Raw genomic sequence first — 17,699 nt, 5'->3', positions numbered from 1 at the left:
TGGATTCCTTTTATTCTTCTGTCAGGGGGCGAACGCGAACGCCGCTTTCGAGCGTCGCCAGGTGCGCTGCATCGCTGATACCAAAACCGATCTGAGTAACGGCCATTGCCGCAATGGCAGTGGCGGTGCGCAGGGTCTGCTCGGGGCTATGGCCGCTGAGCAAACCGTGGACCATGCCCGCCAGCAGCGAGTCGCCTGCGCCCACCGTGCTGGCGACGCTGACCTTGGGCGGCAACGCTTGCAAGGCCGGCCCAGGGCTGAACCAGTTCACACCTTCTGCACCGTGGGAAATCACCACGTGCTCAACGCCCTGTGCCTGCAAAGCGGTTGCGGCTTCAACCTGGGCTGCAAGGTCGCTGATATCGCGGCCCAGCGCATCGCTGAGTTCTTCGGTGTTGGGTTTGATCAACCACGGCCCCGCTGCCAGGCCCTGCTTCAAGGCCTCACCGCTGGTGTCCAGGACCACTTTCAGGCCCTGAGCCTTCAAGCCCAGCAGCAGATCGTGCAGCCATTGCGGGCTGACGCCTCGGGGCAAACTGCCAGCCACCACGACCGCGTCATGCCCGGGAGCAATGCGCTCAAGGGTATCGAGCAAGGTTTGCTGCGCCTGTGCGTCAACCTGCGGCCCCGGCCCGTTGAGGTCGGTGACGCGGCCATCGTCTTCAGCCAGCTTGATATTGCTGCGGGTTTCGCCCGGCACACGGATAAAGGCATCGACAAAACCGCGACGCTTGAACAGGGCATCGAATGCTTGTGCATTGTCCTCACCCAAAAAGCCACTTACCGTCAGCGTGTGGCCCAGATCGGCCAGTACTTGCGCCACGTTCAGGCCCTTACCGGCAGCATGGGTCAGCATCAGCGGGCTACGGTTAACCTCCCCCGGTGCCAGTTGCCCAAGACGCACGGTCAAGTCCAGTGCCGGGTTGAGGGTGACAGTCAGAATACGGGCCATCAGAGCGCCTCCACCAACGCACGAACTTCATCCGGGCTGCCCACGCTCAACGCTTCGGCGGCCAGGGTTTTCAGACGATCCATGCTCAACTCGCGCACCCGCGCCTTGACCTCGGGGATGCTGCGCGCCGAAACGCTCAGCTCATCCACGCCCAGGCCCACCAGCACAGGCACGGCCAGCGGATCAGCCGCCAGCTCGCCGCACACGCCCACCCATTTGCCATGGGCATGAGCCGCACGCACGGTGATATCGATCAGTTGCAATACCGCGGGGTGCAAGCCGTCAGCCTGGGCCGACAGGGTCGGGTGGCCACGGTCGATGGCCAGGGTGTATTGGGTCAGGTCGTTGGTGCCGACGCTGAAAAAGTCCACTTCCCTGGCCAGCACGGGCGCCAGCAAGGCAGCCGACGGCACTTCGATCATGATCCCCAATTGCAGGTCAGCCACTGGAATTTCCAGGCGCAAACGCTCGGTCATGTCACGGGCGGCACGCCACTCGGCCACGCTGCCCACCATCGGGAACATGATACGCAGCGGGCGGTTGTCGGCTGAACGTAGCAAGGCGCGCAACTGACTTTCCATGATCTGCGGCCGCTGCAGCGTAAGACGAATGCCACGTACACCCAAAAACGGGTTTTCTTCTTTCTCGATCGGCCAGTACGGCAGCGGTTTGTCACCGCCCACGTCCAGCGTGCGTACCACCAGCGGCCGGCCAGCCAGGCCGTCGAGTACACGACGGTATTCGGCTTCCTGAGTCGCCTCGTCCGGTACTTGCGAATGGGCCATGAAAATCAGTTCGGTGCGCAGCAGGCCAATGCCTTCGGCGCCCTGCTCCACTGCCGTGGCGACGCCCTTGCTCTCACCGATATTGGCAAACACTTCAACCGCATGACCATCCTGGGTCACGGCCAGTTCGTGGCGCTGGGCAGAGGCTGCCAGCAAACGCTGCTCACGGCTGTCGCGCTCCTGGGTGGCACGCTGCAAGGCGTCGGCATCCGGGGAGACGTGCAGGCGACCGCGCTGGCCATCAATCAACAATTCAGTGCCCGGCGCCAGCAGCAGCACCGCCTCGCCCGCGCCAACCAGGGCCGGAATACCAAGCGCGCGGGCGACAATGGCGCTGTGCGCAGTCGCACCACCGCGGGCGGTTAAAATGCCTGCCACCCGCGCCGGATCAAGGCGCGCCACATCAGAAGGGCCGACCTCATCCATTACCAGCACATAAGGCTGGTCAGGCTCGGCCGGGGTTTCGACGCCACACAGCTGGGCCAGCACGCGACGGCCGATATCCCGCAGGTCCGCTGCCCGCTCGGCCAGCAGCGCATCCTGCAAGGACTCCTGCTGACGCGCAGCGGCCTCGATCACCGACATCCACGCCGCTTCAGCGCTTTCGCCCTGCTTGAGGCGCGAATCCACTTCATCGGTCAGCTCCGGATCATCGAGCATTTCCTGATGGGTAATGAAAATCTCGCGGATGGCCTTGGACTGGCTGCGCGTAATCAGGCCTTCAATGTCCTTGCGCACTTCGCTCAGGGCTTTTTGCAGACGCTCGCGTTCGACCACGGAAGACTCGCCACGCAGCGGGTAATCGAACGTTTGCAGCACCTGTATATGGGCCGGGCCAATGGCAATGCCGGGCGATGCGGCAATCGCCTGCACCAGGCTGCCAGCCGCCGGGGCGGTAAGCACCGTGGCAATTTCGGCGACACCGGGCACGGCTTCAGCCAACGCCGGCAACGGCTCGACTTCCTCACCCAAACCCGCCTCGACCGCAGCCAGTAGTGCAGGCAGCGCATCGTTGGCGATATTCGGCTCGGCGACAAATTCCAGCACCTGACCGCGACGGGCACCCAGGCTCAGCAGCTTGCTCAAGCTCTTGGCAGATACCGCCGAATCCTGGCCATCGACGATCCGGACGCGGATTTCGCCTTCAAAACTTTTCGCCAGTTGCGCCAGCACTTTGGCCGGCCGCGCATGCAGGCCGTGGGCGTTGGCCAAGGGAATACGGGCACTTGGCCAGTCGGCCGGCAGCTCGCCGCCCAATACTTCAAGCACGGCACGGCGGCTGGTTGCACTGCCCAGTTCGTGGCCACGACCGGCAATCAGTAGCGCGCACAAGCGCTCCAGCAAGGCCTGATGGGCCTCGCCCAGACTGGCTAGGCAGAACAGACCGCTCAGCGGCTGGCCCAGATAGCGCATCGGTTTGTCCGGTGTCACAAACGCCAGCCCCGGACGTTTGACGGTTTGCTCGCTATGCAGCCACCACAGGCCATCGCCCAGCGGCAGCGCATCGACTTGCTGCAGTACGGCAGCAAAGCCATTGCTCACGCAATCAGCCTGGCGCAGCAGACGGGCACCACGCCATACCAGTTCCTCAAAGTCATCGGCAGACACACCCAGGCCGATCATCTGTGCATCCAGCGCCAGTTCCTGTGGTGCGCCCTGCAGCAGTTTAAGCAAGGCTTCGGCGGAGCTGGCGCGACGCAGGGCCTCGCCCAGATCGGTTTCGCCCAGGGCACGGGTCAGCAGTTGCAGCAAACGTAAATGTTCGTCGGACTTTGCGGCAATACCGATGGCCAGGTACACCATCTGGCCATCACCCCAGTCCACCCCCTCGGGGAACTGCAACAGGCGCACGCCCGTGGTGAACACCAGCTCACGTGTTTCGGGCGTGCCGTGGGGGATGGCAATGCCCTGACCCAGAAAGGTCGAACCCTGAGCCTCACGCGCTTGCAAGCCACTCAGATAGCCTTCGGCTACCAAGCCATCGGCGACCAGTTTATCGGCAAGCAATTGCAGCGCCGCAGACTTGTCCACAGCCGTCTGGCCCATGGATATCTGCTCTATGGTGAGCTCGAGCATGCGTTCTCCTTTCCGGTACTCAATGGCAACCGGTATTGTTTTGAATTAAGTCAGCTTAGGTCGCTCTTCCCGTGCTGCGTCAGTTGATGCGTGGCAAGCACATCACTGCCGGGTTCGAGGCCTTTAAATGCGCAGGCTGAAACGTTTAATCAAGAATACCCGGCACGTTACTGCATAATTGCCCGCGCTTGAAGTCCAACTTGTCGTATTGCCTGGCGGCAGCGGGTAGATGTCGCAAATAAATACAGCGCACCCATGACAGACGATGGTCGGCTGCCTTTATCGGTTAGGATTGTTCACAATGTCGACATGTACTACAAAAAATAAGGAATTTTCGGCGTGAAACTCAGTGATATCGCTCAATTGGCAGGTGTTTCCGTAACGACTGCCAGCTATGTCATCAATGGAAAAGCCGAACAGCAGCGCATCAGCAGCAGCACGGTCGAGCGCGTACGTGCGGTGGTCGAGGAGCACGGCTTTACTCCCAACCCGCAGGCAGCCGGGCTGCGCAGCCGACACACGCGCACCTTGGGGTTCATCCTGCCGGACCTCGAAAACCCGAGTTATGCGCGCCTGGCCAAGCAGCTCGAACAAGGCGCCCGTGCCCGCGGCTATCAGTTGCTGATCGCCAGCTCCGACGATGCACCGGACAGTGAGCGCCAATTGCTCAAGCTGTTTCGTGCCCGTCGCTGCGATGCCCTGTTCGTAGCCAGCTGCTTGCCCGCAGAAGATGACAGCTACCGCCAGTTGCAGGACCTGGGCATGCCCATCATCGCCATCGACCGGACCCTGGAGCCGGAGCGCTTCTGCTCGGTAATCAGTGATGATTGCGAAGCCAGCCTGCAATTGACCCGCAGTCTGTTGCAGCCTTTGCCGCGCCAGATTGTGTTGATCGGTGCACGCCCCGAACTGAGCGTCAGCCAGGCCCGTGAAGCGGGTTTCAAGCAAGCGGTCGAAGGGTTCAAGGGCGAGGTCCTGATCGAACACGGCAGTGCGTTCAGCCGTGAATGTGGACGGCGGATCATTGATGATTTGCTGGCACGCCAGGGGCACTTCCCCGAAGCGCTGATCACCACTTCATATGTGCTGTTGCAAGGGATGTTCGACGCGTTGCTGGAGCACCCGACCCAGCGCCCGCCATTGCGCCTTGCCACGTTTGGTGACACCCAGTTGCTGGACTTCCTGCCGCTGCCAGTAAATGCTATGGGCCAACAACACAAGCTGATTGCCGAAACAGCCCTGAACCTGGCCCTGGCGGCGATTGAAGAGCAAAACTACGTACCCGGCATCCATGCCATTGCCCGTAACTTCAAACAACGTATCCATCAGGCCTGAGCATGCAGCTGATCGACACCCACACTCACCTCGACTTCCCTGAGTTCGACGCCGACCGCCCACAGATACTGGCGGGCAGTCGGGCACTGGGGGTTGAGAGCATGGTGGTTCTGGGGGTTTATCAGAGTAATTGGCAGAGCGTGTGGGACTTGATCCAAACCGACAGCCAACTGTATGCCGCGTTTGGCCTGCACCCGGTGTACATCAATGAGCATCGCCCCGAGCATATGATTGAACTGGGGCAATGGCTGAGCCGCCTGGCAGGGCATCCTCAGGTGTGTGCTGTGGGCGAGATCGGCCTGGACTACTTTCTGCCCGAGCTGGACCGCCAGATCCAGCAACAGTTGTTTGAAGCCCAATTGCAATTGGCCGCCGACTTTAATCTGCCCGCCCTGCTTCATGTTCGGCGCAGCCATGCGCAGGTAATCGCCACCCTCAAGCGTTTCAAGCTTCAGCGTGGCGGGATTGTTCATGCCTTTTCAGGCAGTCGCGAAGAAGCCCGTGAATATATAAAACTGGGATTCAAGCTGGGCCTGGGGGGGGCTGCCACCTGGCCACAAGCCTTGCGCTTGCGCAAAGTGCTACCTGATCTGCCGCTGGACGCCATCGTGCTGGAAACCGATGCCCCCGGCATGGCCCCGGCCATGTACCCCAACCAGCGCAACAGCCCGCAGTACCTGCCTGATATTTGCCGGGCGCTGGCCGAGATAATGGGCATCAGCCCCGAGCAATTGGCAAAGGCGACAACAGCCAATGCCTGCGAAGTCTTTGGCTGGAAGCGCTGACTTATACCCCTGTAGCAGCTGCCGAAGGAACGAGGCTGCTACAGATCTTGTGTAATTTCAGAGCAACAACGCCCACACCGCGAAGCACGCATACCACAACACCGCCGCCCGCAGCAGCAAGGCCCACAGGGTGTCGAGGCTGCTCACGCCCTCAGGCCCGGCCTGTGGCGCAGGGATTTCAGCAGCTGCGCAGCCGGCTTTGTTGATCAGCTGCGCAGCACTGATGTCCCAGCTCAGCAACTCATGCAACATCACCCGGCTAACCGCTGCAAAATTACCCACCAGGGCAAAACTCGCGGCCAGCAACCGCACCGGCAACCAGTCAAAAGCATGGCGCAATTGCCCGGCACGCTCCACCAGCGCCGGGTTTTGGCTGTGCTCCTGCGCCAGGGCCAGCAGGCGATAGCTCAGGATCACCACAGGCCCCAGCAGGAAGTACCAGAAAATAACCGCAAAGAAGCTCTGGTAGGCCTGCCATAACAAATGCCCCTGCACCCTCTCCAGCAATTGCTCACCGCTGTCCGCATTTATGCTCAGGTCACGCTCGGCAACATGGGCGGCGGCCTGCAAATCACCACGACGCCAGGCATCACGAAACGGCCCGAGCCCCCCCAGCAAGTCTCCACGCCCAAGGCTGTAGATCACCACCAATAAATGTATCGGCAGTGCCAACAGGCCATAAGCCACCGGATGCAGTACCACCAGCAGCAAGCCCAGCACCGCCGCAGGCAAGGCAATCAGGATAAACAACACCCACCATGGCTTGTTGCCAAGCCTTGGGCTGGTTTCAAGTTTGTGCAACTCGCGCAACCAGCCGCCATCACGCTGCAGACGCTGACGCAGCCCCGAGAATTTCTCGACCACAATCGCCAGCAGTAACACCACAAAACTCATTGTTTATCTCCTGTGTGCTGCAACGCGCTGCGAAAACGCGTCCAGTCAAAAGCCGGTCCCGGGTCCGTCTTGCGTCCCGGCGCCACGTCGCTATGGCCGCAAATCCTGTGCCGGGTAATGGCAGGAAACTGCATCTGCAATTGTCGGGTCAAGGTTGTCAGAGCCTGATACTGGGCATCCGTAAAAGGCAGCTCATCGGTGCCCTCAAGTTCAATGCCCAGAGAAAAATCATTGCAGGTCTCACGTCCTTCGAAGCTCGAAACGCCAGCATGCCATGCGCGATCAAAACAGGAGACAAACTGGGTAACAGTGCCGTCACGCTCGATCAGAAAATGTGCGCTCACGCGCAGGGCACTTATACCTTCAAAGTAAGGATGTTCTGTGACGTCCAGTCGATTCTGGAAGAATTCCTGGACCTTACCGGTGGCGAACTGCCCCGGCGGCAAGCTGATGTTATGAATGATCAGCAGGGAGATTTCATCACCCGGGCGCGCATTGAAGTTGGGTGACGGGCAATGGCGCACGCCTTGAAACCAGCCGCTCGCGGGGTCCATCTGCATACAGGCTCCTTTAACAGGCAAAACCAAAGGCCCAGTATGCCGCGATGCGCGCATCGATGGGGAGCAATCTGCGCTATACGCGATTACTCGCCGCCAGCCTGACGCAAACTGTCTATCACCGACTCCAGAGCCCGATCAATCAACAGGCGGTCATCGACCAGCAGGATACTGCCATTGCGCAGGTGCACGATTAAATCGTTGCGGCTTTTTTCCAGCACCTTGGCCCCGATACGGTTTACAAAGATATGCGTACCGTCCGGCTCAAGAATCGTAATCAGCTTGCAACGCAGGCGGGTGGTCTCATCTTCTTGCAGTTCGATCCAGGCCCCAACCCGCAACTGACTGACCAACAACAACCCCAACTGAGCTTGCTCATCGAGAACCGGTGAAGGCCATGAGCGCACCGGGTTGCGCTGCACCGCAGGGCGGCAGCGCACCTGTTCGGCATCACGGGTGCGCTGCTCAAGCAGCTCGGTGCGGCTGCGCTCGCCGCGGGTAAACATCGAAAAATCATGCAGCAACGACTCAAGCAGCGCCGGATTATTGCCCGCGTACCGGGCCAATTGCAGCACCACCTGCTCGACCTTGCGGTACAGCGGATCGTTGCAACTATTGGCACCGGCGTCCCAGCCAATGGCTGCATCGGCCATGACATTGAGCAGACGCCGGGCCGGATGGCTGTCACAGCTGAAGAAGTTCTGATCACGCCGGGCGATCTGGAGCATGGGTTCACGCAACAAGCCCAGCAGTTTTTTCAAAGGCTGCGAAAGGTTGCGATCATCGCTGATGTAGTCGAACAAAAGCCCGATCAGGTTACTCGCATCCTCACCCGCCCCTGGCAATTCCTGGGCATGGATATCGGCTTTGGCGGCGCAGCACGACTCCCTGTCCGACAGATCTGGCAGCACTCCGGTGGCAATCAACAGCTGGTTGGCGTCGGCGTACAGCTGCCCGGTCTGACTGAGCAGGTACTTGTCGAACAGGCGCAGCATGATCAGCTTGACCTTGATGTCCATGCCTTGGTCACGTTCGGCCTGCAAAAAATATTCGCACAGCATCGCCGGCCCCAGCGGGTTGTTCTGTTCATCCAGTGGCATGCAGCTCAGGGTGTTGAGGCGTGTGCTCAACTGGCACAAAGCCAGCTGGTTGCGGCTCAGGACCTTCGTCACCATTGCATTGGTTACCTGAGCGCGCTCAATGTTATCGGCCATCAGCGAGAACACCGCATGCCCCGCGGGAACGACGTGCAGGGCTGGCTCACTGACATCAGGCAGGGTCAGACGGATAAAGGCATCGAACAGACGCTCAAGAAAACCGCGTTCAATGCTTTTACGTTTGAGCCGCACATCGCGCATGGCCTCAAAGAACAGGCTCTGATCGGTATCGCTCTGCGCCTTGTCGGCCATTTCAAACAGGGTCTGGTCGGCATTTTCGAACAGCACCTGCAGTTCGTTGCGCAACTGCTGCGCAGCCTTGTCATGCACCTGCAGCAGGATCACAGGCAGGCGGGTAAGCGGCGAGTGCATCGCCAACTCCTTAGTGGTCCTGCTCCCAGGCCCCACTTTCCCGTCATTTTGCATCCTGGCCTCCCGGAAGGATTTCTTCGTTTGCCAGTGAACGCGCGTGGTCAGAGCCATTTTTGCCGCTCACTAACAGAAACCGGCGAGTGCATTGGGCACTGGCCGGTGAATCGGAATTTAGGGCAATGGCAGCACGTCAAAGCTATGGCGCCAATAGCAAGGCGGATTATCTTGTAAAAGATGGCGCTTGTACCAGCGGACTCTTCATTTGAGTGATTGCAGGTGCAAATTAATGTTCAAAGTGCCGAAAACAGCACATTGCAGGTATTTGCATGTGACTCTTCGCACACCTTGGGTTCACCGGTGGCATGCCCCTATAATCGGCGCACTTTGTTTGTGGAGCTCGTTATGCCGAATTTACGCCTGGCCGACCTCACTGCCGAAATAGAAGCCAACGTGCGCCGTGCGTTAGCCGAAGATATTGGCAGCGGCGATATCACCGCACGGCTGATCCCGGCCGAGCGCCTGGCCAAAGCCACGATCATTACCCGTGAAGCAGCAGTGATCAGCGGCACAGCCTGGGTCGACACTGTGTTCCGCCAGCTTGACCCTCGGGTTGCCGTGCATTGGCAGGTGGCCGATGGCGATCGCGTGAGCCCCGACCAGGTACTGTTTCATCTTGAAGGCCCGGCCCGCTCGCTGCTCAGCGGTGAACGTAGCGCGCTGAACTTTCTGCAAATGCTGTCAGGCGTCGCCACCCATGCCCAGCACCTCGCTGATCAGGTGGCCGATACGCGGGTCAAGCTGCTGGACACACGCAAGACCCTGCCGGGTTTGCGTATGGCGCAGAAATACGCGGTGACCTGCGGTGGCTGCCACAATCACCGTATTGGTCTGTACGACGCCTTTTTGATCAAGGAAAACCATATCGCTGCCTGCGGCGGTATCGCGCAAGCCATCAGTGCCGCGCACAAGATTGCCCCTGGCAAGCCGGTTGAAATCGAAGTGGAAAGCCTGCAAGAACTGAATGAAGCGCTGGCGGCAGGTGCGGATATCATCATGCTCGACGAACTGAGCATGGATGACATGCGCGAAGCGGTACGCCTGAACGCGGGCAAGGCCATGCTGGAAGCCAGCGGCGGTATCAACGAGTCGACCTTGCGTCCGATCGCCGAAACCGGCGTGGACTACATCTCGATTGGCGCCATGACCAAGGATGTGAAGGCGGTGGATCTGTCGATGCGGTTGAGCCTGTAAGCCCTGCACACCTTTGCTGTGGGAGCGGGCTGGCTCGCGATGGCATCACTGGGGTTCGCCAGATACACCGCGGTGCCCGCATCGCGAGCAAGCCCGCTCCCACAAAAAGCACAGGTTTTGCATCAGCCGTGCCGGCGGCACTTGATCTCATGCTCTAGCAGCCATTGCTTGGCTGCCAGACCTCCGGCAAAACCGGTCAAGGTGCCATTGCTGCCAATCACCCGATGGCACGGGATGATGATCGGGATCGGATTGCGCCCGTTCGCCGCTCCCACTGCCCGGGACGCCTTGGGCCGATGGATCTGCTGTGAAATCTGGCCGTAACTGGTGGTTACCGCAAAGGGAATGGTGGTCAGGGCCTGCCATACCGACTGCTGAAAGTCGGTGCCTAGCGGCTTGAGAAACAGGTCGAACGTCTGACGCTCACCCGCAAAATACTCCTCCAGTTGACGGCGAACTTCGGCAAGCTTTGGTGGCGAATGCACCCACCCGTCCTGTGGTACATGGGGCCGGCGATCCAGCTCGAAACGCACTTCGCGCAACCCTTCATCATCAGCGACCAGAAACAGTGGCCCAATCGGTGATGGCATTTGTTCGTAGTAAATCTGCGTCATGTTCACACCTTGCGCGCTGCAATCGAATCGGTAGCTGCGCGCCATAAATACATCACGGAATAGGCCCGCCACGGGCGCCAGCTTTCAGCCAGTGCCTGCAGCGCTTTGGTACTTAACGGCTCACCCTGGGGGTTGGCTTCACGGCGCAGAATCAGATCGGCGGCCGGAAATGCATCTGGGTGTTTGAGCACGCGCATGGCGATGTAATGCGCGGTCCATTCGCCAATACCGGGCAGTTGTACCCAGCGCTCGATAAAACGCTCCAGGGGTTGCTCCACGGCGAAGTCAACACGCCCGTGTGCAAGGGCGCGGGCGATGCCCTGGATCGTATTGATGCGCGCCTGGGTTATGCCCATTTGCCCAAGATCGGCTTGCGCCAGCTGCTCAGGGCCGGGAAACAGACGATCCAGCCCCGAGCCCTTGTCGGCTTCAATGGCAACACCATGGCGCTGCACGATTCGACTGGCCAGGGTGCGCGCTGCAGCCACACTGACTTGCTGCCCGAGCACGGCCCGCACCGCCACTTCAAAACCGTCCCAGCCCCCCGGCAATCGCAGCCCCGGATAACGCCCGATCACAGGCCCCAGCAGCGGGCTGGCACTCAAGGTACGGGCGATGGCCAGCGGGTCGGCATCCAGATCGAACATGCGCCGAATCCGCGTGACCACCGCCAGCATCTGCCCCGGCGGCACATTGCGCAGCTCCAATTGCAATGCATGCTGCTCACCCGGCCAGGCGCTGACCCTCAGCCAGCCGGGAGCTTCAGGGCTGCCAAACACCCGCTGATAACTGTGGCCATCGACCTGTTCGATACCGGGCAAGGCCCGGGTCTGCAGAAAGCCCAGCAAGGCTGCAAAGTCGTAAGGCGGGCGATAGCCCAGGCGCAACACCAGCGCCTTGTCTGCCCGTGCCTTCGGGCTGCGCCTGAAGGCACGGGGCTCGGCATGATTGGCTTCGGCAAAAGCCGCATTGAAACGACGCAGACTACCAAAGCCGGAAGCCATTGCCACTTCAGTGATCGACAGGTCGGTTTCGGTCAATAGTTGCTTGGCAAACAGCAGGCGCCGGGTGGAATGCACGGCCATCGGCGGCGCCCCGAGATAGTGAACAAACAGACGACGCAATTGCCGCGCACCGATGTCCATGCGCTCAGCCAACTCTTCCAGCGAGTGCTCTGCCAGGTAACCCTCATTAATCAGCGTCAAGGCGCGCGACACCAGATGCTCGCCCTGCAACCAAAGCTGATTGCCCGGTGCCAGCTCGGGCCGACAACGCAAACAGGGGCGAAAGCCTTGGGCCTGAGCCGCTGCCGCGCTGGGGTAATAAACCACGTTTTCGGCTTTTGGCGCACGCGCCGGACACACGGGGCGGCAGTAGATCCGGGTGCTGAGTACGGCAGTGAAAAACACCCCGTCAAACCGCGCATCACGGCTCAGGCGAGCGATTTCGCAGGCAGCGGTACTGGGCGTTGACAGGCGGTTATCTGTATTCATGGTCCGCAGAATAGCACCGCGTTTTGGCCGATTCTCGCCATTTTCGGACGTCAAAGTGCCTGGTGCTGCCCCTGAACGAAAAAGCCACCCGGCATTGACCGGATGGCTTTTTAAATGGTGCCGGAGACAGGAATCGAACTAATTTAACCAAGCCCAGTAAAGCTTAAATACTTGTAGCTACAAAAACGAAATAGGTACTCATTAAGGGACTCAGCAAAAACCAAGGTCTACCGCCAGCTCTTAACTGGTGAGGCACATATGCTTTGTCCAGCTGCTGCACTTGTGCTGCTGCTCCATCATCACGGTCAGGCTGCGCATGTGTTCGTCATCCTAGCGATTCCGTATCTTATCGGCATGCCACGGATCGACCTTGGCGCTTGCTTCGCTCCAAGCGGTTGTTTGTTAGTCGTTACGACTGGCAGCAATCGGCCAAAAGCAGCCGCTCAAAGGCGTCCAGGAAAGTCGGGGCAATTCATCCTGAGCGGATCCATCCGATTAAATGATGAGTAGCGCCCTCATCGCTGAAGGCTTTGTGTTGGCACTCCCGAACCGACTCGACCAGAGACTCTGCCTCTAGCCACAAACGTACCGCCTCTTCTGTGGAGACTTGAGAAATTGGCCCCCCTGTTAGTTAGTCAAGGCCGTTTAGGTCGCTTCGCACACAGTACCTGCCGTGGAGATTTTGTCGACAGCCCGGAATAGGGAATCGCGGAACTTATAGAACTTCAGAAGCAGTATCGTCATTCTTAAATTTAGTGCGAAAGACAGGAGTCTCCCACGGCGCACGACCTCATCAAAGTGCAAAGCGAAACTTCCTCACTCTTTCAAACAAGAAATAAATTGCAACAAAGGCCTATTGAAATATTCTAAACACCAAGAAACCAATATTTACCGACCAAAAATGAGAAGCCTTGCCTTTTATAGCTGGATGGAAACCCAGTTCAATAAAACCACACCCAATGGTAACGTATGCTTTCGCATTGCTCAGAACAAGAAAAAACATGAGCAAACTTGTTGATTGAATAAAGGATTAACGAATGACTATCGAGCGAGAGATTTTCTCGGCCCTTATCGCGCAGAACGCATTTCAAGGTGAAAAGCCAAGCGTACACAGCTTCGCCCAGATAGCTGTAGACAAGGGGTTTAGAGCACTTTCGTCAAGGCAGCAAGCGGTGGTAAACCCCTTCCTGAAAAAACAATGCGAAGGGATAAAACAACCAAATGAAAAACATAACAACTGCAAAAATAGTATAGGCGGTCGTGATTTGGTTACAGCGCTTGAGAAATCCGAAAGTTATAAGGGATGGCGCTGCGAGAGCTGCCGAAGCGCAGTTTAAAAACAATAAAGCAACACAAGAGAGTAGCGACCCAGGACTCTACAAAAACAAAAAACACTATTGCCCTTGCTACTCCTGAATATTACTGCAGCAGGCCATCATGGCCTGCTCGCAGGTCTTTATTTTCTTTAAACCCTATCAGCCCACCATCAAAACGCTGCTCACTCGTCACTCATTTGAGCGCTTCGAAAAAATAGTGCACGATGCAGCCAAATTTTTCTGCGCGTCTAATTTTCCAGAGAGAAAATAGTGCCCATACATCAGAAGTCCGTCCCCTCTACCCAGCTTTGCGCAATGCATTGGCAACCAGCGTAAAGGCGGGTGATGGTTGTCGACGGCTGGGGTAATACAAATAGTAGCCAGAGAACGGTGGGCACCAATCTTCCAGCACCCGCTCCAGCCTCCCTTCGCGCAGGTGCGGATCAAACTCCTCTTCTGGCAGGTACGCAATGCCCAGCCCGGCCAAGGCCGCATCCACGATATGGCTCGACGTGTTGAAAATGAGCTGGCCGTCTACACGCACGTTTACCTGCTTGCCTCCCTGCTCAAAGTCCCACACATAGAGCCCGCCAGATGTCTGCATACGCTGGTTGATACAGCTATGGTTCATCAGGTCGCGCGGGTTTTCGGGAATGCCACGGCTGGAAAAGTACCCTGGCACCGCGACAGCAGCCATCCGCAATGGCGGGCCTATCGGGACTGCAATCATGTCTTTGTCGATGGTGTCACCCAGGCGCACGCCTGCATCAAAACGATCCGCCACAATGTCCCTGAATCCGTAACTCACGTCGAACTCAACGTTGATGTCCGGGTATTCGTGGAGCAGCGCAGTGAGCTTGGGTAGCAGCGTGGTGCGCAGAACATGATCGCCGCAGGTGATACGTACGGTGCCCGCAGGCTTGTCGCGCATTTGCGTCAGATTATCCAGCTCTGCCTCGATTTCATCGAAGCGATTCCCGATCGCTTGCAGCAGTCGATCGCCCGCGACAGTTGGCGAGACGCTGCGGGTGGTGCGCGTCAGTAACCTGATTTGCAGACGCGCCTCCAGACCACTGATGGCCTGGCTCAGTGCCGACTGGGTAACGCCCAGTACCCCGGCGGCACGGGTGAAGCTGCCTTCGCGCGCCACTGTCACGAATGAAAGCAGATCGTTGAGGTTTCCTCTGACCATGATATGCAGAACCTTTTACAGCCATTAATTAGCTGATCTTATAGCCTCGTTAAGTATTCATTAGCTAGTCGCGTGAGTATTCGTTCGTCACCATCACCGGTATGAATACAATTAACCGCAAGGCCCCGATGGCCACTGTTTCAACCAGCAACGAGGCTCCTGCCTACTGGAGCGGTGTCTTTGCAATGACGCTGTGTGTTTTCGCCCTGATCGCTTCTGAGTTCATGCCTGTCAGCCTGCTGACGCCGATGGCCGTTGATCTTCAGGTTAGCGAAGGGATGGCCGGGCAAGGCATTGCGATTTCCGGGGCATTTGCCGTGCTGACCAGCCTGTCGATCTCGTGGCTTGCCAGAACCCTTGATCGCAAGCTGCTACTTTTGGCACTGGCCGGGTTGATGGCTGTCTCGGGCTTGATCGTCGGGCTGGCCCCCGACTATCAAACTTACATGGTCGGCCGTGCGCTCATCGGTGTGGTCATTGGCGGTTTCTGGGCGATGTCCGCGGCGACAGCCATGCGCTTGGTACCCGCCCCGCAGGTGCCTAAGGCGTTGGCCATCTTCAATGGCGGTAACGCGCTGGCTACCGTAGTTGCCGCACCGCTGGGCAGTTATCTGGGCTCCATTATCGGGTGGCGCGGGGCTTTTTTCTGTGTAGTGCCCGTCGCGGCAATTGCGCTCGTCTGGATGCTCATCAGCCTGCCGCCCATGCCGGTGGAGCCGCGCAAACCAGGCTCCGGGAATGTGTTCAAACTGTTCAAGAATCGATCAGTAGCACTGGGCATGGCCGGTTGTGGGGCCTTCTTCATGGGGCAGTTTGCGCTATTTACCTACCTTCGGCCCTTCCTTGAAACGGTAACGCGCGTCGATATATCCACGTTGTCGTTGATCTTGCTGGTGATCGGTGCGGCAGGCTTTATCGGCACCCTGATCATCGGCCGTGTTCTGAGGAGCGGCCTGTTCCAGACATTGATAGTCATTCCGGTGTTGATGGCCTTGATCGCTCTGGCTCTGATCCCTTTTGGCTACTCGATCATCGCTGTTGCTGCACTGCTGGGCTTATGGGGGCTGTTGGCGACTGCGGCCCCTGTGGGCTGGTGGAGCTGGATAGCACAGGCCATGCCAAATAATGCCGAGGCTGGCGGCGGCCTGATGGTAGCCGTGATTCAACTGTCCATTGCTCTGGGCTCAACCGTGGGTGGAATGCTGTTCGATAGTCACGGCTATCAGAGCACGTTTGTCGCTAGTGCATTAGTGCTGCTGCTGGGTGCAGCGGTGACCGTACTGACGTCACACGCTACCCCCTCTCGAACTGCTTGAACCACGCAACGATCCAGGAGACGGGTTATGACCGGGAGCATTCACCCCGCCGCAAATGCCGAGCTGCGCAAAGGCTGGGGCAAGCGGCCATTTCGTTGGCCTGGCGTGCTGTATTCAGCTCTCGTGCTTGGCAGTTACATCCTAATGAATGATGCCGCGTCGGCGTCCACGATCACGATCACGATCACGGAGAAATCTCGCATGTGGATGACAGTCGGCGAACAACGCTTCGCCATCACCTTGGCCGACAACGCAGCCGCTCGTACGTTTGTCACGCTTCTGCCACTAACGCTGGAGATGAGCGATCTCAACAGCAATGAAAAATACGCCAGCCTTCCTGGAGCTCTGCCTACCAATGCGAGCAAACCGGGAACGATACACGCGGGTGATCTGATGCTGTATGGCACGGATACCCTGGTTGTTTTCTATTCAACCTTTGAATCGACATACGCATACACCCGCCTTGGGCGTGTGGACGACAACGCGAGCCTGGCACAGGTTTTAGGTCGTCATGCGGTAAACGTGATGTTTTCCCAAAACTGACTGCTCTGCATCGATAGGAATTCCAATGAAAAAGATCATTGTTTTATTAACGCTTCTTGTCAGTTCACTCTCAGCAATAGGAGCCGATATGTCCAACGGCGCGGATAATTTTTATACCAGCGACAAAGTGACCGTGCAGAAGGTCAATTTCAAAAACCAGTATCAGATGAACGTGTCAGGTAATCTCTTTATCCCCAAAAACCTCGACGCCAACACTAAAAGTCCTGCGATTGTTGTTGGCCACCCGATGGGCGCGGTCAAGGAGCAAAGCGCTAATCTGTATGCCACCAAACTGGCAGAAAAGGGCTTTGTGACACTGTCACTGGATCTTTCATTCTGGGGTGAAAGCGAGGGGCTGCCACGCAATGCAGTTTCGCCGGATATTTATGCCGAAGACTTCAGTGCTGCGGTGGACTTTCTTGGCACCCGGCCTTTTATCGATAAAGAACGGATAGGCGCACTCGGCATCTGCGGGAGCGGCAGCTTTGTTATCAGCGCGGCTAAGATCGACCCACGCATGAAAGCCATCGCAACAGTCAGCATGTATGACATGGGCGCAGCCAATCGTAATGGTTTGAAGCATGGGCAGACGCTTGAGCAACGCAAAGAGACCATCGCGCAAGCCGCACAGCAGCGATATGTAGAGTTCACGGGCGGTGAAACCCTCTACACCAGCGGCACAGTGCACCAACTGGACGAAAACACGCACCCGATCCAGCGAGAATTCTATGACTTCTATCGCACGCCACGGGGTGAATACACGCCAGCCAGTTCGTCCAAAGATCTGACCACGCACCCGACGCTTACGAGCAATATCAAATTCATGAACTTCTACCCTTTCAATGACATTGAGACGATTTCACCTCGTCCAATTCTGTTCATTGCCGGAGCCGACGCGCACTCAAGAGAGTTCAGCGAAGAAGCTTACAAGCTTGCTGGCCAGCCCAAGGAGTTCGTTATCATTCCTGGCGCGGGCCATGTTGACCTTTATGATCGGGTCGAGCTCATTCCTTTTGGCAAGCTGGCGAGCTTTTTCCAGAGTAATTTGAAGTGATGATAGT

The 17,699-nt window shown here is 58.1% G+C and carries 15 protein-coding genes; 7 read left to right on the top strand and 8 right to left on the bottom strand.

Annotation, left to right across the window (positions count from 1 at the left end):
- Positions 1-10: 10 nt before the first annotated feature.
- Together pfkB and ptsP are read right to left on the bottom strand one after the other, a co-directional pair.
- The gene (pfkB, locus tag FHL07_RS03240) at positions 11-952 is read right to left on the bottom strand and encodes a 1-phosphofructokinase (RefSeq protein WP_138738107.1); all 942 of its coding nucleotides are present in this window, start codon (positions 950-952) and stop codon (positions 11-13) included.
- The gene (ptsP, locus tag FHL07_RS03235) at positions 952-3,813 is read right to left on the bottom strand and encodes a phosphoenolpyruvate--protein phosphotransferase (protein ID WP_095026378.1); all 2,862 of its coding nucleotides are present in this window, start codon (positions 3,811-3,813) and stop codon (positions 952-954) included. Before ptsP ends, pfkB begins: the two co-directional genes overlap by 1 nt.
- A gap of 339 nt (positions 3,814-4,152) precedes the next feature.
- On the opposite strand from ptsP, the gene cra reads away from it, so the two are divergent.
- Positions 4,153-5,148, top strand: a complete 996-nt coding sequence (gene cra / locus FHL07_RS03230) for a catabolite repressor/activator (protein WP_095001602.1) — start codon at positions 4,153-4,155, stop codon at positions 5,146-5,148.
- Positions 5,149-5,150: 2 nt separating this feature from the next.
- The gene (locus FHL07_RS03225) at positions 5,151-5,933 is read left to right on the top strand and encodes a TatD family hydrolase (RefSeq protein ID WP_095038604.1); all 783 of its coding nucleotides are present in this window, start codon (positions 5,151-5,153) and stop codon (positions 5,931-5,933) included.
- A gap of 57 nt (positions 5,934-5,990) precedes the next feature.
- On the opposite strand, the gene ampE is transcribed toward FHL07_RS03225, so the two are convergent.
- The 3 genes from ampE to FHL07_RS03210 form a co-directional block, all read right to left on the bottom strand.
- Positions 5,991-6,827, bottom strand: coding sequence for a regulatory signaling modulator protein AmpE (gene ampE / locus FHL07_RS03220; RefSeq protein WP_095001604.1), 837 nt, complete (start codon positions 6,825-6,827; stop codon positions 5,991-5,993).
- A complete protein-coding gene (gene ampD / locus FHL07_RS03215; protein ID WP_095001605.1) occupies positions 6,824-7,387 on the bottom strand; it encodes a 1,6-anhydro-N-acetylmuramyl-L-alanine amidase AmpD in 564 nt (187 codons plus the stop codon). Before ampD ends, ampE begins: the two co-directional genes overlap by 4 nt.
- 83 nt (positions 7,388-7,470) lie before the next feature.
- Positions 7,471-8,913: a DUF1631 family protein gene (locus FHL07_RS03210; protein WP_446730756.1), complete on the bottom strand. Its 1,443-nt coding sequence runs from the start codon at positions 8,911-8,913 to the stop codon at positions 7,471-7,473.
- 402 nt (positions 8,914-9,315) lie between these two features.
- Between FHL07_RS03210 and nadC the strand changes: the two genes are divergently transcribed.
- Positions 9,316-10,164 (top strand): carboxylating nicotinate-nucleotide diphosphorylase, encoded by an 849-nt coding sequence (gene nadC, locus FHL07_RS03205; RefSeq protein WP_095001607.1) that lies wholly within the window; start codon positions 9,316-9,318, stop codon positions 10,162-10,164.
- A 122-nt stretch (positions 10,165-10,286) separates the two neighbouring features.
- Here nadC and FHL07_RS03200 read toward each other — a convergent pair whose 3' ends face one another.
- Positions 10,287-10,778 (bottom strand): methylated-DNA--[protein]-cysteine S-methyltransferase, encoded by a 492-nt coding sequence (locus tag FHL07_RS03200; RefSeq protein WP_095001608.1) that lies wholly within the window; start codon positions 10,776-10,778, stop codon positions 10,287-10,289.
- 2 nt (positions 10,779-10,780) lie between these two features.
- A complete protein-coding gene (locus FHL07_RS03195; RefSeq protein ID WP_138738105.1) occupies positions 10,781-12,271 on the bottom strand; it encodes a DNA-3-methyladenine glycosylase 2 in 1,491 nt (496 codons plus the stop codon).
- A gap of 1,037 nt (positions 12,272-13,308) precedes the next feature.
- On the opposite strand from FHL07_RS03195, the gene FHL07_RS03190 reads away from it, so the two are divergent.
- The gene (locus FHL07_RS03190; protein WP_138738104.1) at positions 13,309-13,608 is read left to right on the top strand and encodes a hypothetical protein; all 300 of its coding nucleotides are present in this window, start codon (positions 13,309-13,311) and stop codon (positions 13,606-13,608) included.
- Positions 13,609-13,885: 277 nt separating this feature from the next.
- On the opposite strand, the gene FHL07_RS03185 is transcribed toward FHL07_RS03190, so the two are convergent.
- Positions 13,886-14,779, bottom strand: a complete 894-nt coding sequence (locus FHL07_RS03185) for a LysR family transcriptional regulator (RefSeq protein WP_019825723.1) — start codon at positions 14,777-14,779, stop codon at positions 13,886-13,888.
- A gap of 128 nt (positions 14,780-14,907) precedes the next feature.
- Between FHL07_RS03185 and FHL07_RS03180 the strand changes: the two genes are divergently transcribed.
- Genes FHL07_RS03180 through FHL07_RS03170 form a run of 3 tightly spaced genes read left to right on the top strand, consistent with a single transcriptional unit; the run spans position 14,908 to position 17,692 of the window.
- Positions 14,908-16,095: an MFS transporter gene (locus FHL07_RS03180; RefSeq protein ID WP_138738184.1), complete on the top strand. Its 1,188-nt coding sequence runs from the start codon at positions 14,908-14,910 to the stop codon at positions 16,093-16,095.
- A gap of 27 nt (positions 16,096-16,122) precedes the next feature.
- Entirely contained in the window at positions 16,123-16,638 is a 516-nt protein-coding gene (locus FHL07_RS03175) for a cyclophilin-like fold protein (RefSeq protein ID WP_138738103.1), read from the top strand.
- A gap of 25 nt (positions 16,639-16,663) precedes the next feature.
- A complete protein-coding gene (locus FHL07_RS03170; protein WP_138738102.1) occupies positions 16,664-17,692 on the top strand; it encodes an alpha/beta hydrolase in 1,029 nt (342 codons plus the stop codon).
- Positions 17,693-17,699 lie beyond the last annotated feature (7 nt).

The sequence above is a fragment of the Pseudomonas sp. FSL W7-0098 genome (assembly GCF_005930585.1).
Taxonomy (GTDB): Bacteria; Pseudomonadota; Gammaproteobacteria; order Pseudomonadales; family Pseudomonadaceae; genus Aquipseudomonas; species Aquipseudomonas bubulae.
Note: the sequence above shows the minus strand (reverse complement) of the source record. Positions and strands in the feature narration are given on the sequence as shown.

Coding starts and splice junctions, on each gene's coding strand:
- FHL07_RS03225 (WP_095038604.1), top strand. CDS start 5,151: ATGCAGCTGATCGACACCCACACTCACCTCGACTTCCCTGAGTTCGAC.
- FHL07_RS03190 (WP_138738104.1), top strand. CDS start 13,309: ATGACTATCGAGCGAGAGATTTTCTCGGCCCTTATCGCGCAGAACGCA.
- ampD (WP_095001605.1), bottom strand. CDS start 7,387: ATGCAGATGGACCCCGCGAGCGGCTGGTTTCAAGGCGTGCGCCATTGC.
- FHL07_RS03195 (WP_138738105.1), bottom strand. CDS start 12,271: ATGAATACAGATAACCGCCTGTCAACGCCCAGTACCGCTGCCTGCGAA.
- FHL07_RS03210 (WP_446730756.1), bottom strand. CDS start 8,913: ATGCACTCGCCGCTTACCCGCCTGCCTGTGATCCTGCTGCAGGTGCAT.
- FHL07_RS03200 (WP_095001608.1), bottom strand. CDS start 10,778: ATGACGCAGATTTACTACGAACAAATGCCATCACCGATTGGGCCACTG.
- FHL07_RS03185 (WP_019825723.1), bottom strand. CDS start 14,779: ATGGTCAGAGGAAACCTCAACGATCTGCTTTCATTCGTGACAGTGGCG.
- FHL07_RS03175 (WP_138738103.1), top strand. CDS start 16,123: ATGACCGGGAGCATTCACCCCGCCGCAAATGCCGAGCTGCGCAAAGGC.
- pfkB (WP_138738107.1), bottom strand. CDS start 952: ATGGCCCGTATTCTGACTGTCACCCTCAACCCGGCACTGGACTTGACC.
- ptsP (WP_095026378.1), bottom strand. CDS start 3,813: ATGCTCGAGCTCACCATAGAGCAGATATCCATGGGCCAGACGGCTGTG.
- FHL07_RS03180 (WP_138738184.1), top strand. CDS start 14,908: ATGGCCACTGTTTCAACCAGCAACGAGGCTCCTGCCTACTGGAGCGGT.
- nadC (WP_095001607.1), top strand. CDS start 9,316: ATGCCGAATTTACGCCTGGCCGACCTCACTGCCGAAATAGAAGCCAAC.
- FHL07_RS03170 (WP_138738102.1), top strand. CDS start 16,664: ATGAAAAAGATCATTGTTTTATTAACGCTTCTTGTCAGTTCACTCTCA.
- ampE (WP_095001604.1), bottom strand. CDS start 6,827: ATGAGTTTTGTGGTGTTACTGCTGGCGATTGTGGTCGAGAAATTCTCG.